This is a genomic window from Streptomyces sp. 63XJN7_1_ISO-PGPR-S23-121, assembly GCF_056173025.1.
In genome coordinates, this window is the sequence record NZ_CM149653.1 from 3,012,527 (window position 1) to 3,026,283 (window position 13,757).

Here is a 13,757-nt window from a genome sequence, read left to right on the forward strand (position 1 = left end):
GCGGGGGCGGAACCCCTCGGCCCTCCGGTGCCCGCAGTGCCCCGGCGGACCGCTTCCCGCCGCCGCACGGTCCCGCGGACGGCCGCTGTCCGTCACCGTCCGCCGGTCAGCGGGAGGCGGTACCGGCCGACGACGCTGAGGGTGATCTGGGCGCTGTGCGTCGCCTCGGCGCCGGTGGCCACGACCTTGACGGTGTAGTCGCCCGGCGGGGTCGAGGCGGAAGTCCGCAGGGTCAGCGCGGACCCGGCGCCCGACTGGATCTCGGCGGGTGCGAAGGCCGCCGTGGTGCCCGTCGGCAGGCCCGTCGCCGTCAGCCGCACGGTCTGGGGGTCGCCCTTGGTGACCGAGGTGGCGATGGCGGAGGTGACCGCCGAGCCGGGCGTGGCGGAGGTCATGGGCTGCTCGGCGGTGACGGAGAAATCGTGCGCCGGGGCGAAGACCTGGACCTCGGCGAGCGACAGCACGCCGGTTCCGGCCAGTTGCACCATGACGTACCGGCCGGTGGTGCCGGCCGTCACCGTGGTCGGGGTGCCGGCGGTGGTGGTCTGGTGACGGGACCGGACGCCGGGCCGCGCGGCCTGCTGCTCGGGGGTCAGCGAGGTGTCGAAGGGCGTGTCGGAGACGAACACCCAGTAGTCGGAGAGCCGGGCGGCGCAGCAGTCGGTGCGGTTCCACAGGGCGATCCTGCCGAGCGGCACGGAGGCGCCGAGGTCGGTCTGCCACCAGGCGTGCGGGTCGGAGCCGGTGTGCGTGACCGAGCCATTGAAGAAGTCCCCGTTCGTGCCGCCGTCGACGGCGTGCGCGGCCTCGCCCCCGGGCTGGGTGGAGGACGACTGGGTGGCCGCGGTGCCGAGGGCCAGGTTGTCGTCCGTGCCGTCGTGGTAGAGGCCGAGGGTCGCGATGGCGGGCGGCAGGGCGCGCGAACCCAGGACACGCAGCCGGACCTTGGACGTCTTCACCACGCCGCCCAGGCGCAGGAGCCGCTTGTGGCCGATGGTCGTCGCGGCGCCCGCCTGTTTCCAGGCGCCGCCGTCCCAGGTGTCGACGGCGAAGGACGAGACGCGCTGGCCGACCTGGATGTTCTCCTGGAGCGCGACGGTGTTGAACCGTTTCTCGCCGTTCAGCTCCACCACCAGGGAACCGGTGGAGCCGGTGGGCTGCCAGGCGGTGGAGTCGTCGCCGTCGAGGACGTGGGCGGGCCCGTTGCCGTCGGTGCTGGCGGTGCCGTCGGCGTTGGCGGCGGCGGCGCCGGCGGTCAGGTCCTCGTCGAAGACGGACCGGATCCGCTCGCCGAACTCGCGCAGCCGGTCCGCCTCGGCCGTCCCGAACCGTCCGCTCCGATCGGGGCCCACGTTGAGCAGGAGCTGGCAGTTGCGTCCGACGGAGCCGAAGTACATGTCCTCCAGGGCGGACAGTGACTTGGGCTGCTGGCCGGGACGCCAGAACCACGCGGGCTGCAGCCGGGCGTCGCACTCGCCCGGGAACCAGGCCAGGTAGTCCGACTCGGTGGTGAGCCTGCCGTCACCGGCGATGTCCGTGGCGGTCTCGCCGAACGTCGGCCTCCGCCGGGCGTCGGGATCGGCCGCCCCCTGGTTGGGGATCACGCTCCACTCATCGGCGCGTGCGTAGCCGTCCTCGTTGCCGACCCAGCGGATGTCGGGGCCGCCGAAGATCACCGCCCCCGGCTGGAGGGTCCGGATCATCCGGTACCAGTCGGGGAAGTTGTAGGGCTGGCGGCCGTTGGTGGGGTCGTAGCCGTCGAGCCACACCTCGGAGACGGTCCCGTACCGGGTGAGCAGCTCGTGGAACGTGTTCATGTAGTAGCGGTTGTAGTCGTCCGCCTGGAAGGTGAACGAGGGGCCGGAGCCGCCCTGGCTCGGGATGCGGCTCTCCTTCTTCGCGCTGCCGTTGCCGAACGTGCCGCCGGGCTGGGCCTCGTGCAGGTCGGCGGGCGAGAGATAGAGGCCGACCTTGACGCCGTACTTGCGGGCGGAGTCGGTGAAGGACTTGACGATGTCCCCCTTGCCGCCCATCCAGCTGCTGGAGGCCACACCGTAGGACGAGTACCGCGACGGGAAGAGCAGCATGCCGTCGTGGTGCTTGGCGGTGAGGATGACCTTCTTGAACCCGGCGTCCCTGAACGCCGAGATCCACTGGTCGGTGTCGAGGCCGGTGGGCTGGATCAGGTCGGGGCTCTCGGTGCCCAGCCCGAGGTCGCGGCCGGTGTAGGTGTTGGGGCCGAAGTGCACGAAGCCGGTCAGCTCCTCGCGCTGCCAGGCGAGTTGGCGGGCGCTGGGGGTGACCCGGGCCGCCTTTTCGAGCAGGTCCTCCTTGGTGTCGGTCGGTGCGATGGGCACGACCTGGTTGCCGAGGGCCCGCGCTTTCGCGTGTGCGGGGGCGGACAGGGCCGCGCCCCCGAGTAAGACCGTGAGGGCGGCGGCCGCCGCCAGAAGTCCGTTCCTCATGTGTCCTGCTCCCTTCGGGTTCAGACGATGACGACCCGCACGCGCGCGGAGGTGAGCGCCGTGCCGTCCGCCGGACGGAAGTCGAGGGTGATGTCGTGCTCTCCCGGCGCCGCGGCGGTCAGGGCGCGGTACGTCCGGCGGGCGGCCGCCTGCTCCGCACTGCCCGTCGGCCGAGGCCGCTGTCCAGGTCGGCGAGCGATGTCGGTGTTGCGGACGAGCCGGTCGATCACCACCGAGTGCCGGCGCGGGCCCCGGCGCACGCCCCCGTGGATCGCGTGGGGACGTGCGCCGCGTGTCAGGCCGCGGGCGTGCCGTAGACGCCGATCTCGTGGATCGAGTAGCCCCAGGTCGTCCTCCGCTCGACGCCCTGCACGCGGACGTACCGCGCGGCCTCGTCGTCGGTGACCCGGACGAGGTCGTTGCCGCAGGAGTCCGGGCGCTGCGTGGACACGGTCTTCCAGGTCACCCCGTCCTGGGAGGTCTGCACGGCGTACTCCGTCGCGCAGGCGTTCTCCCAGGAGAGGGTCACCGCGGCGACCTTCGCCGGGGCGGCGAGCTGGATCTGCACCCACTCGTCGTTCGTGTAGCCGGAGGCCCAACGAGTGTCCAGGCGTCCGTCGTTGACGTTCCGGGCCGCGAGCCGGTCGAGGTCCAGCTCCACGCTGGAGGCGGTCGCCGTGCCCTTCAGGGCCAGGTTCTCCGTGCCTCCCGCGGAGTCCCACAACCGGAGCCGGAGGTCGGCCTGGGCGAGGAAGGCGTCGAGCACACCGTCACCGACCTTGGGCTGGACCTCTCCCCAGGAGTTGCGCGGCGGGTCGACGCGCACGGCGCGGGCCTGTTCCTGCAGCGCGTCCGACTCGGCCAGCAGCCGGTCCGAGGTGTCCTTGTCCCAGGCCTGCCGTGCCGCGAGCGCGTCGAGCGTCTTGACCATCGCCTCGCCCCACAGCTCGGTGGCGTCCAGCCAGGGCGCCGCGTCGACGGTGAAGCCCTTCTCCACGGAGCCGCCGCGGATGACCGACGGGGCCCGCTCGACGGCGGCCGCGTACGCGCGCAGGGCCCGCACGGCGTCGGTGCGGTCACCCGCGTCCCACGCCTTCCAGAACTCCTCGACCCGGCGGGCGAGTTCCGGGGCCTGGGGCTGCCAGGGGGTGGAGCCGAAGGTCGGGGCCATGTGCTCGAGGTCGCCGAAGGCGAGCAGGGCCCCGGTGGCCTCGGGGTCGCCGCCCGCGAGGTAGGACATGGCGTTGCGCCAGTTGGTCCGCGCGTCGTAGGCCCGGTCGTTCCAGGTGAAGTCCGCGGTGCCGAAGACGGCGACCTTGCTGGCGTAGGGCTGGTTCATGGGGTTGGCCACGATGCCGGACAGGTGGTCGGACAGCCCGGCCTCACGCTTGTCGTAGGGCGCGAGCAGCAGCCGGCCGCTGGTGTTGCCGAAGTCGTTGACCGGGTAGTTGTCCCAGACGAAGACCTTGCGGCCGAACACCTTCGCGGCCTGCTCGGCCTCGTCGTTGGTGATCTGCGTGGGTACCACGCCCACACCGGTCCACATCACCTCGACCGCGGGGTCCAGGGTCTCCCGCAGGGCTCGCTTGTAGGCCGAGTCGCTGTTGTTGTAGTACTCGGTGGGCACCATCTGCAGCGGCCAGGTGCCCGGGTGCGTGGCGACGAAGGTGCGCTGCACGTCGTTGAGCAGGTCGACCTGCGCCTTCCCGGCGGCCCCGGCGCCGGGTTCGCCGTAGGCGGCCCGGTCGGCCTCGCAGTTCCAGCGGGTGTAGTTGATGTCGTCGAGCGGGACGGAGAAGGCGCGGGTGCCCAGGTCGTACATCGCCTGGAGCTTGGCCTTGAGGGCCGCGCGGTCGGCGGGGTCCGAGTAGCAGATCGACTCGCCGGGGGAGACGGCGAAGGTGAAGCGCACGTGGTTGGCCGTGGCCCGGGCGACGAGTTCCCCCAGCTCGGCCTGCTTGTCCGCGGGGTAGGCCTCGCGCCACTTGCCGCGGTGGTAGGGGTCGTCCTTGGGGGCGTAGATGTAGGTGTTGGCCTTGACGTCCCCGTAGAAGTCCATCTGGTCGAGGCGCTCGGCGTGCGTCCAGGGCTGCCCGTAGAAGCCCTCGATGGTGCCCCGCAGCGGCATCGACGGGAAGTCGCTCACCTGAACTCCCGACACCTTCCAGCCGTCGTCCCCGGCGGGGACGAACAACTGCCGCAGGGTCTGCACGGCGTAGTACTGGCCGGTGGCGTCCTTGCCGCCGAGGGCGATCCGCGCACCCCGCCCGGCCCGCGCGACACGCAGGGCGTATCCCTCCGCGTGGTCCGGCACCGCGGTGTCGCCGAGCGCCGCCGCGATGTCGGGGCGTGCGGCCGGACCGAGCCGCACGGTGAGCAGGCCGGCGGCGGCCTGGGGAACGTTCCCGGGGGTGACGACGTCCACCCGGTCGGCGCCGTGGGCCTTCAGTTCGTCCACGAGGCGGGCCCGGGCCGGGGCGTCCGTGGTCCCGTCCGCCACGACGATCACCCGGCCGGTCACGACGACGTCGCCACCTGCGCGGGTGAGGGACTGCGGGGTCGGCGAGACCGGCGGCACCGGGGCCGCGGCGCTGGGGGCGGCCTCACCAGGAGCGGCCGACGACGACTCGACCGCCATCGTGCTTGCGAGTGCGAAGCAGATGCCCAGCGTCGTGATGGTTGTCGTGCGTCTTCTCACGAAGACCTCCAGTGTTGGTCTGGACCATGAAATACCTTCTCCACAGGGATGATGCAGGGATCGGTCGTTGGAGGTAAGACGTATGGGGTCTAGACCTCTTGACGGGTGGGCTTTACTCTGGCCAACACTGATCGACAGGGTGTCGCTTTGGCATGCCCTGTTCACGGCATGGCTTCACGCGGTCACATCACCGACGGAAACGTTCCTCGAGCCCGTGTCATCGGAGGCGCCCATGCACCAGTTGTCCAGATCCCACCGGACCCGGGGGCGCCGCGCCTCCGCCCGGTCCGGAAGACCGGCCCTGCGGCCGCTGGCGGCCGGCCTCGCCCTCGCCCTGCTGGCCCTCACCCCGGCGGGCGGCGCCGTGGCCGCGCCGGACGGGCCGGCAGGCGGGCAGCGGGGCCGGGCGGCGGCGGCCCCCGTCGCGGTCCCGGCCGCCTTCCCCGGCAACGACGGACAGCCGCACCGGGTCGGCTGGGACGACAAGTCCCTCACCCTCGACGGCGAGCGGCTGACCGTGTGGTCCGGGGAGTTCCACTACTGGCGGCTGCCCAGCCCGGACCAATGGCGCGACGTCCTCCAGAAGCTGAAGGCCTCGGGCTTCAACGCCGTGTCGCTGTACTTTTTCTGGGGCTACCACTCCAGCCGCCCCGGCACCTACGACTTCACCGGCGTCCGCGACGTCGACCGGCTTCTGACCATGGCCGAGGAGGAGGGCCTGTACGTCATCGCCCGCCCCGGCCCGTACATCAACGCCGAGGCGAGCATGGGCGGTCTGCCGGCCTACATGACCACCCACGCCGGTGAGGAACGCACGGCCGACCCGCGGAACCTCGCGGCCGACCTGGAATGGCTGAAGGCCGTGAACGCGATCATCGGCAGGCACCAGATCACCGACGGTGGCGGCAGCGTCATCGCCTACCAGGTCGAGAACGAGCAGATCGACAACGCGCCCAAGCACGTCGAGTACATCGAGAAGCTCCAGACCGCCGTCGAGGAACACGGCATCACCGTGCCGCTGTTCCACAACGACTGGGGCGACGGCCACGGATGGAACGCGCCCGGCACACCCGGCGGCTCCAAGCTGGACCTCTACGCCTTCGACACCTACCCGCTGGGCTTCGACTGCAAGGGCGCACGCGGTCAGCTCAAGGACTTCGAGTCCCGCATCCGCGGCTACTCGCCCGGGACGCCGGTGTTCGTCGCCGAAGGACAGGGCGGGGCGTTCACGGCGTGGGGACGCGACTTCCAGACCAGCGAGTGCGCGAACTTCGTCGACTCCGCGTTCACCCGCCAGTTCGCGGTGAACAACCTCGCCAACGGCGTGACCATGTTCAACTCCTACATGGAGTACGGCGGCACCAACTGGGGCTGGACCGGTGACCCCGGATCCGGCTTCACCTCCTACGACTACGGCGCCCCGATCTCCGAGGACCGGCGGATCACCCCCAAGCTCGCCGTCCACAAGGAGTTCGGCTACCTGCAGCACGCGGTGACGCCGATCGCCTCCTCCTCGACCGTCACCCCGCCGGGGGTCACGGTGACCGGCGGGGGACCCGTCAAGGCCCAGCAGCGGCTCTCCACGGAGAACGCCGCGGCCTCCGTCTCCGGCCACGGCACCCGCCTGATCACCCTGCGCCACCCCGACTCCAACGACACCTCCACCAGCCGGGTGACCTTCCCGCTCGACCTGGCCGACCCTCCGAGACCGGTGCCGGCCTTGTACCGCTGGAACGACTCCGACACCGGGACGCTGCGGTTCACCGGCTCCTGGGAACGCGCCTCCGGCAAGGCCTGGACCGGCGGCGACCACCAGGGCGACGAGACCTTCTCCGACCGGGCCGGTGACAGCCTCGAGGTCACCTTCGAGGGGCCGACCGTGCGCTGGATCGGACCGGACTCCGTCAACCACGGCACGGCCGACGTCTACGTCGACGGCGTGAAGAAGGCCACCGTCGACAGCTACGCCCCGGCACCCGTCTTCCAGCGGGTCCTGTTCGAAGCGAACGACCTGGGGAAGGGCGAGCACACCCTGAGGATCGTCGTGACCGGGGAGAAGGGGACAGCCGCCTCCCAGGGCACGTTCGTCTCCGTCGACGCGATCGACACCACCCCGAGTACGGCACCGCACCCGTCGGAAACGGCCTACCCGCGCATCCCGCAGCAGGAGGGCACCGCGATCACCGTCGCCGGGCGCGACGCCAAGGCACTCGTCGCCGACTACGCCTTCGGCCCGCACCGCCTGGTCTACTCCACCTCCCAGGTGCTCACCCACCTGTCCGCCGGCCGCGACCTCCTCGTCCTCGACGGCACGAAGGGCGAGGCGGGCGAGACGGTGCTGCGCCACGCGTCGCAGCCGAAGGTCACGACCCTCGACGGCGACCCCGTCGACGTCACCTGGGACGCGGCACGCAAGGACCTGCGCCTCAACTACACGCACGGCGGCCCCCGCACGCTCCGGATCACCGGTGACGGCACGGACCTGACCGTCCTGATCACCGACCGCGACGGGGTGGCGAACACCTGGCGGCTCGACGCCGGAAGCAGTGACGTCCTGGTCACCGGCCCCGAACTGGCCCGCACCGCCCGCCTCACCGGGGCACGGCTCGACCTCACCGGAGACACCCGGGAGGCCGGCACGCTGCGGGTGTTCGCCCCGGCGGGGGTCACCACCCTGACCTGGAACGGCCGCCGGCTCGCCGTCGCACGCGACGCGGCGGACGCCCTGACCGCCACCCTGCCCGGCCCCGGCACTCCGCCGCTGCCCGCGCTCGCCACCTGGCGCACCGCCGACGCCGACCCCGAACACACCGCCGGCTTCGACGACTCGGGCTGGACGAAGGCCGACCGCACCACCGCCGACAACCCCCGGCACGGCCCCGGTGAGGCGTCCGGCGTCGTCCTGGACACCGACGAGTACGGCTTCCACGAGGGCGACACCTGGTACCGCGGCCACTACACGCCCGGGACGGCGAGCAGCACGGTGAAGGTCTCCGTCAAGACCGGGACGGCCGGCCACGCGCTGGTCTGGCTGAACGGCCGCTACCTCGGCGCCCAGGGCGACGGCACCGCCACCCACACCGTGCCGGCCGGCGTCACCGAGCCCGGCGAGCCGGCCGTGCTGGCGATCCTGGTCCGCAACATGGGGCACTACGAGGACTGGTCCTCCGACGGCCGGTCCAAGGGCGGCCGCGGTCTGGCCGACGTGGCCGTGCCCGGCTCCGGCCCGGTGACGTGGCGCATCCAGGGCGCCGCGGGCGGCCCCGACCCGGTCGACACCGTGCGCGGTGTCGACAACAACGGCGGTCTCCACGGCGAGCGCGCGGGCTGGCACCTGCCGGGCGCACCGGACTCCTCCTGGCGCACCACGTCCTCGCTCAAGAGCGACCGGCCCGGTGTGCGCTGGTTCCGCACGACGGCCCGGCTGAACCTGCCGAGCGGCACCGACACGGCGATCGGCCTGCGGATCGACGACGCCGGCGCGCGCGCCGACAAGTACCGGGTGCAGATCTTCGTGAACGGCTGGAACACCGGCCAGTACGTCAACAACGTGGGCCCCCAGCAGGAGTTCGTCATCCCCTCCGGTTTCCTCAGGGCGCGGGGCGAGAACACCGTCGCGCTCGCCGTCACCGCCGAGCAGAGCGGCGTCGGACCCGACTCCGTCCGGCTCGTGCACCGGGGCACCGTGCTCGGCGGCGTCCAGGCCGGGCAGAACGCCTCACCCGGCTACGGGGAGCTGTTCGGCGCGGCCCGCTCGCGAGAGCGGTGACCCTGCCGTCCCCACAGCCCCCGGCCCCCACAGAACCCGCCCGCCCCGGTCACCGGAACGCAATGCCGTTGCTTTTGGGGTGTGCGTGGTGTTGAGCCATGCGTGTTGGTGTCGCGTCTGGAGCGGTTGGGGTTGGGCATCCTGACTCGGTCGTGTCCTGCTGAGCTGGTGGACCGGGTCGTTGCCGAGGCCGGGTGCGCGGAGAAACGCCGGCGTGTGCTGTCGGCCCGGTTCACGGTGTACTTCGTGCTGGCACTGTGCCTGTTTCCGCAGGCCGACTACCTGGAGGTCTTGCGGTTGGTGAAGGCCGGCGAGCCGACGCTTCGGCCGTGGGCCGGGGTGAACAAGTCATCTCTGACACGGGCGAGGCAGCGGCTGGGCTGGCCGGTGATGCGAGAGCTGTTCCGGGCCGTGGCCCGGCCGCTGGGCCGGAGCACGGAACTCTTCCACGGGCTGCGGGTCCTGGCCCTGGACGGGATGCTGCTGGCCGTCCCCGACTCGGCCCACAACCGGGAAACCTTCGGCAAGTCCGGCTCGCAACGCAATCCGATGGGCTATCCGCAGGCCCGGGTGGTCGCGGTGACGGAGTGCTCGTCGCACGCGGTACTGGACGCGGTGATCGGCGGCTGGAAAGACTCCGAGCGGATCGTGTCCGACGAACTGGAAGCCCATATCGGGGCCGGGACGCTGGTCTTGGCCGACCGCGGACTATGGGGCCTGGCCCGCTGGCACCGCTTTCGCGACCGGGGCGCCCACCTGCTGTGGAGGATCGAGCGCCGGGCAGCCCGCAGGGTCCAGGACGTCCTGCCGGACGGGAGTTACCTGGCCCTGATCCAGGCGAACAAGCACGCCAAGGCCGCCGGAACCGTCAAAGCTCCACCAGTCCTGGTGAGGGTGATTGAGTACCGCGTGGACGGTCAGGCGGACGTAATCCGGCTTGTCACCAGCCTGACGGACCATGAGGAGTATCCGGCCGCCGAACTCGCCGCCCTGTATGCCCGGCGCTGGGAGATCGAGATCATCTTCGATGAGATCAAGACTCATCAGCGGGGCAGACCGGTCCTGCGCTCGCAGACTCCGGACGGGGTCAGGCAGGAGATCTATGCTCACCTGATCGTCCACCACGCGACCCGCGACCTGCTCAACGAGGTGGCCCGGATCGCGCAGACTTCCGCCGAGCGGACATCGTTTACCCGGGCTCTGCATGTTGTCCGCCGTTCGGTGATCGCGCCGTGCGGCTTTTCCCCCCTCAGCCCGAAATCATGACCGCCTTCTCGGCCTCGCCGAGATCCGCTGGTCTCTCCTGCCACGACGACGCTCACGCGACTGCCCCCGCAAACTGAAGTCGTCGATCACCCCGTTCAGCAGCAAGGCCCCCGACGAACCTGCCAGCCACCGCCGCCCACCAGCCGTCATCACCGTGAACCAAAGATGGCAGTAACCACCAAAAGCAACGGCATTGCACCGGAACGACCGGGGCGGGCGGCCCCGACCCGCACGACGGAAAGGTGAACATGAAAGCCGGACGACGACGCGGAACCACCGGACTGGTCTGCGCGATCGCCGCGGCGGTCACGGCCGCCCTGCTCCCGATGACCTCCGCCGGCGCGCAGGAACCCCGCGCGGCCACCGCCGGAGCGGCGGCCCCCGAGGTACTGCCGACCCTGCGCGAGTGGAACGCGGAGCCGGGGGAATTCCGGCTCGGCGACCGGGCACGCATCGTGCTCCGCGACGTCGACGCCCGGACGGCCGCCGACGCGCGCAGATTCGCCGGCGAGCTGCGCGAGGTCACCGGGCGGACGCCCCAGGTGGTGAGAGCGCGGTCCGCCGAACCGGGTGACATCGTGCTGAGCCAGGACGCCGCCCGCAAGGGCGAGTTGGGGACCGAGGGGTACCGTCTGGGGTCCGGCGGCCGGCTGACCGTGACCGGCGCGACCTCCACCGGCGTCTTCTACGGCACCCGCACCGTGCTGCAGATGCTGCGCGAGGACGGTACGGCCCCCGCCGGCACGACAACGGACGTCCCCGAGTACCGCGAGCGCGGCGTCGGCGTGTGCGCCTGCTACATCCACGTCTCCATGGACTGGTTCGAGCGCCTGATGCGCGACATGGCGTCGCAGAAGCTGAACCAGCTCTGGATCGAGGCGAAGGTCAAGAGCGACGTCGACCCCGAGTCGGCGTTCTGGGGCTACTACACCAAGGCCGAGGTGCGCGAACTGGTCGCGATGGCCGAGCGCCACCACATCGAGCTGATCCCGGAGATCAATTCGCCGGGCCACATGGACCCGTACCTGGAGAACCACCCTGAGCTGCAGCTGAAGGACGGCAGCGGCAAGGCCTCCCCGCCCCGGCTCGACATCACCCGCCCCGAGGCGTTCACGTACTACACCTCCCTCGTGGACGAGGCGCTCGACGTATGGAACACCCGGTCCTGGCACATGGGCGCCGACGAGTACATGATCGGCTCCGCCTACCCCGACTTCCCGCAGATCCAGCAGTACGCCACCGACAGGTTCGGCCCCGGAGCAACCCCGGACGACGCCTTCGTCGACTTCGTCAACCGGGTGGGCGACCACGTCCGCGAGGACGGCCGCACGCTGCGCGTCTGGAACGACGGACTGCTCGGACGCAACAGCCTGGTCCCGCTCGACCGGGGCATCGCCGTGGAGCACTGGCTGGGCGGCGGGAACCTGAGCAAGCCGTCCTCGCTCCTCGCCGAGGGCCGTCCGGTGATGAACTCCGCCTACGCTCTTTACCTGGTGCGCGGCGGCTTCACCACGAACACGCGGCAGCTCTACGACTCCGGCTGGACGCCACTGCGCTTCGAGGGCGAGACCCTCACCTCACGGCCCGCGAACCTCACCGGCGCGAAGATCAGCATGTGGCCGGACAACGCCGCCGCCGAGACGGAGAACGAGGTCGAGGCCAAGGCGTTCATGCCGCTGCGGTTCATCGCGCAGGCCACCTGGGGCGGACCGCGGTCGAGCGCCACCTACGAGGGGTTCGAGGACCTGGCGCGCCGCGTCGGCCACGCCCCGGGCTGGGCGAACACCGACCGCACACCGCTCGCCGACGGCGTCTACGCGCTGACCGGAACCGGCGGCAAGCGGCTCGCGCCCGCCGGCCAGGAGGCCGGCACCACCGTGGGCTTCGTCCGGGACGGCACCGCGGCCTGGGACCTTACCGCCACCGCGGACGGCTACTACACCCTGCGGTCGTCCCGGACGGGCCTGTGCCTGGACGTCACCCGCGGCAAGCACTACCTGGGCGCGCCGCTGGAGGCCGGAGCGGAGATCACCCAGGAGACGTGCGTGGCGGGCAAGCGCACCCAGCGCTGGCAACCCACGCCGGACAAGGGCGCCCTGACGCTCGTGAACGCCGTCTCGCAGCTCCGGCTCACGGAGCGGCGGGCGGACGGCACGGCAGTGCAGACGGCACCCGACGTCACGGCCCCGACCCGCGTCCGGGCGGTCCCGCAGGGCTGACCCGGAGCACCGGCACACAGCGGCCGGGTCCACGGGGCATGGCCCGTGGACCCGGCGGCACGGCCGTCGCACCGGCCGGTCAGGCCGACACGATCCGCCACTGCTGGCCGGCCCGGCCGTCGGCGGTCTGCTACTCCACCGTCGCGAGGTTCGCCGTGGAGTCGCCGGTGACGCCGAGCACCTTGCCGCTGCGGACCGAGGCGACGGTCACGTGTCCGTCGGCCGCCGCGGACAGCCGCCACCGTTGGTTGGTGGCGTGGGTGGACGCCCACTGGGTCAGCCGGGCCCCGTCGGCGGTGGATCCGCCGGCGATGTCCCAGTACAGGGGGTCGGCCAGATGGGTGGTCCGCACCTCGAAGAGCCCCCCCCGCCGACGGGGACGAACCGGAACCGCTGGTTGGCGGCGCCGCCCGGCGTGTACTGGACCAGCTCCCGGCCGGCCGTGCCCGAAGCCCCGGGGACGTCGATCGCCTTGCCGCTCAGCCGGTTCACGAGCTGGACCGGGCCGGGGGTCACGGTGACCGATCCGGCCGCCGGTATCGTCACGGCCCGGCTCCAGGCGCCGGCCACCACGGTGGTCCGGGTGCCGGGCCGGCCGTGCACGGTGGCCGAGGTGACCTGGCCCGACGACCAGTCGACGTCGACCGTGCAGCCGCCGCGCACGCCCACGCCGGTCACCGAGCCGGAGGCGGCCCACGCGGCGGGCAGCGCCGGCAGCAGCTCGACCCGGCCGGGCCGCGACTGCACCAGCATCTCGAGCATGGCGGCCGGCGTCCCGAAGTTGGCGTCGATCTGGAAGGTCGCCCGGCTGCCGAGGTCGTACATGTCGAAGAGGTTGATCGCGCTGCCGTTGCTGTGACCGACCGACGGCCTCATCACGGTGGTGACCAAGCGGTAGGCCCTGTCGGCGTCCTTGAGCCGTGCCCAGCACGGGGCGCGCCAGGCGCAGGCCCAGCCGTAGCTCTCCATCCCCCGCGCGGCGAGCAGGGCGGTGACGCCCTCGATCAGCTCCCCGGGCGACTCCCCGAGGCCGATCCGGTCGCCGGGGAACAGGCCCACCAGCGGGAACAGGTGACGGTGCGTGGTCTCGCCCAGGTCGGCGTCCGTCATCCACTCCTCCAGCCGGCCCGTGGTGGCGCTGACCCGGGGCAGGTACAGCCGCTCCTGCAGCGCGGCGACCGTGGCGGCGTACCCGGCGTCCAGGTCCAGGGCCGCCGCGGCCTCGCGGTAGTTCGCGGCGATACATCGGATGAATTTGTGTCACGATAGAGAGGAAGCGCGCTCAGGGACAGGGTTGTGACATGGTTGCGTGCCACACATGGGAGGTATCCGGGGTGACG

General features: G+C 71.8%; 8 protein-coding genes. 3 read left to right on the top strand and 5 right to left on the bottom strand.

Features of this window, described 5'->3' with window-relative positions:
- Nucleotides 1–92: 92 nt before the first annotated feature.
- The 3 genes from AC0VYN_RS13105 to AC0VYN_RS13115 are packed head-to-tail and all read right to left on the bottom strand — an operon-like array spanning nt 93 to nt 5,103.
- The gene (locus AC0VYN_RS13105) at nt 93–2,465 is read right to left on the bottom strand and encodes an alpha-L-fucosidase (RefSeq protein WP_475536127.1); all 2,373 of its coding nucleotides are present in this window, start codon (nt 2,463–2,465) and stop codon (nt 93–95) included.
- A gap of 20 nt (nt 2,466–2,485) precedes the next feature.
- On the bottom strand, nt 2,486–2,725 hold the full coding sequence (locus AC0VYN_RS13110) for a hypothetical protein (protein ID WP_475536128.1): 240 nt from the start codon (nt 2,723–2,725) through the stop codon (nt 2,486–2,488).
- A 35-nt stretch (nt 2,726–2,760) separates the two neighbouring features.
- Nucleotides 2,761–5,103 (bottom strand): beta-N-acetylglucosaminidase domain-containing protein, encoded by a 2,343-nt coding sequence (locus AC0VYN_RS13115; RefSeq protein WP_475536874.1) that lies wholly within the window; start codon nt 5,101–5,103, stop codon nt 2,761–2,763.
- 301 nt (nt 5,104–5,404) lie between these two features.
- Here AC0VYN_RS13115 and AC0VYN_RS13120 point away from each other — a divergent pair, with 301 nt between their 5' ends.
- The 3 genes from AC0VYN_RS13120 (at nt 5,405) to AC0VYN_RS13130 (ending at nt 12,417) form a co-directional block, all read left to right on the top strand.
- Entirely contained in the window at nt 5,405–8,932 is a 3,528-nt protein-coding gene (locus tag AC0VYN_RS13120) for a beta-galactosidase (RefSeq protein ID WP_475536129.1), read from the top strand.
- A 168-nt stretch (nt 8,933–9,100) separates the two neighbouring features.
- Nucleotides 9,101–10,198: an IS4 family transposase gene (locus AC0VYN_RS13125; RefSeq protein ID WP_475533885.1), complete on the top strand. Its 1,098-nt coding sequence runs from the start codon at nt 9,101–9,103 to the stop codon at nt 10,196–10,198.
- Nucleotides 10,199–10,446: 248 nt separating this feature from the next.
- Nucleotides 10,447–12,417, top strand: coding sequence for a family 20 glycosylhydrolase (locus tag AC0VYN_RS13130; RefSeq protein WP_475536130.1), 1,971 nt, complete (start codon nt 10,447–10,449; stop codon nt 12,415–12,417).
- A gap of 130 nt (nt 12,418–12,547) precedes the next feature.
- Here the strand turns inward: AC0VYN_RS13130 and AC0VYN_RS13135 are convergent, their stop codons facing one another.
- Nucleotides 12,548–12,769: an RICIN domain-containing protein gene (locus tag AC0VYN_RS13135; RefSeq protein WP_475536131.1), complete on the bottom strand. Its 222-nt coding sequence runs from the start codon at nt 12,767–12,769 to the stop codon at nt 12,548–12,550.
- The gene (locus AC0VYN_RS13140) at nt 12,694–13,668 is read right to left on the bottom strand and encodes an RICIN domain-containing protein (protein WP_475536875.1); all 975 of its coding nucleotides are present in this window, start codon (nt 13,666–13,668) and stop codon (nt 12,694–12,696) included. The genes AC0VYN_RS13135 and AC0VYN_RS13140 overlap by 76 nt, the downstream gene beginning before the upstream one ends.
- Nucleotides 13,669–13,757 lie beyond the last annotated feature (89 nt).